This window comes from Okeania sp. SIO2B9 (genome assembly GCF_010672505.1).
Taxonomy (GTDB): Bacteria; Cyanobacteriota; Cyanobacteriia; order Cyanobacteriales; family Microcoleaceae; genus Okeania; species Okeania hirsuta.
On sequence record NZ_JAAHGK010001804.1, the window covers coordinates 1 to 1,042 of the forward strand.

Genomic DNA, 1,042 nt, shown 5'->3' on the forward strand with positions numbered 1-1,042 from the left:
TCAAATCCTATTAATACCATCGTGTATTACCTTTACTAATGCACCCTACTATCTAATACCAGTTTAATAAATCTTTGCTACAAATATTTAGGTTATTGCTATTGAGTCAGGAGACAGGAGACAGGAGACAGAATGAATTGCTTCAATACCATTTTCAGGTTGGAAATCATTTTTTTGTCAAAGGACATATCTTGCATTTGTATTTTTATTCCCCTTACTGTTCGTAACATTCTTTTTTCACGCTTGGTATAATACCCCACCGTCTACACGGTGTTCAAAATTACTTGGGGGAGCGTAGACGCGGAGCGGCTTGTCGAAGACTATCCATAAGTAATTTCCCTCCTGTCTCCTGTCTCCTTCTTCAAAATAAATCTCTGCCCTGAAGTACGACAAAACCCGCAGTATTTTTACAGCCCTTAGAAAACTGAGTCAAAGCATTTTTAATATGAGCATCTAAACCAATCCAACTAACAACAGCTTGTAAAAATTTAGGGGTACGCCCTTCATGGTGCATTTTCAACAAAAACCGTAATAAGTAACGTAAAGGTTGGTCATTATCCACGGGATTATATTCAGCATTGCGACTAATTTTTCTAAATCCAAAAGTAGGTAAATAATTATTTCTTGGTTCTTCAATGGTTGTACAAATTACACAACCCAAAGTTTGTACTGGAGTAATGGCAATGGCAACTTGAGAATTTAATGGTGGAGAGGATAAGAAATTAAGCAAGTCGGCATATTCCTTTTTGATTCTTTCTAATAATTGTTTGGCTGCTCTCTCTCCTTTTGTCATTTCCATCTCGCATTTAACTGGAGCAAATATGACTAAGCGAGGTTCTCGAATATCTTTATAAGCTTCTTTAAACATGGCTAGCGCGTGCTGGTGGTCGACGACCTCTTGGCCACGGGCGGCACCGCGGAGGCCGGCATCAAGCTGCTGGAGCGGCTCGGCGCGAAGATCGTCGGCGCGGCCTTCGTCATCGATCTGCCTGCGCTCGGCGGCCGCGAGAAGCTCCTGGCCCTGGGGCACGAGGTCCACACG

The 1,042-nt window shown here is 42.4% G+C and carries 3 protein-coding genes; 1 reads left to right on the forward strand and 2 read right to left on the reverse strand.

Annotation, left to right across the window (positions count from 1 at the left end):
- Positions 1-237: 237 nt before the first annotated feature.
- A complete protein-coding gene (locus tag F6K13_RS34560; RefSeq protein WP_161564520.1) occupies positions 238-393 on the reverse strand; it encodes a hypothetical protein in 156 nt (51 codons plus the stop codon).
- Positions 362-868: a hypothetical protein gene (locus F6K13_RS34565; protein WP_287290165.1), complete on the reverse strand. Its 507-nt coding sequence runs from the start codon at positions 866-868 to the stop codon at positions 362-364. The genes F6K13_RS34560 and F6K13_RS34565 overlap by 32 nt, the downstream gene beginning before the upstream one ends.
- A 15-nt stretch (positions 869-883) precedes the next feature.
- On the opposite strand from F6K13_RS34565, the gene F6K13_RS34570 reads away from it, so the two are divergent.
- On the forward strand, positions 884-1,042 hold a 159-nt coding region (locus F6K13_RS34570), incomplete at its 3' end, for a phosphoribosyltransferase family protein (protein ID WP_287290167.1).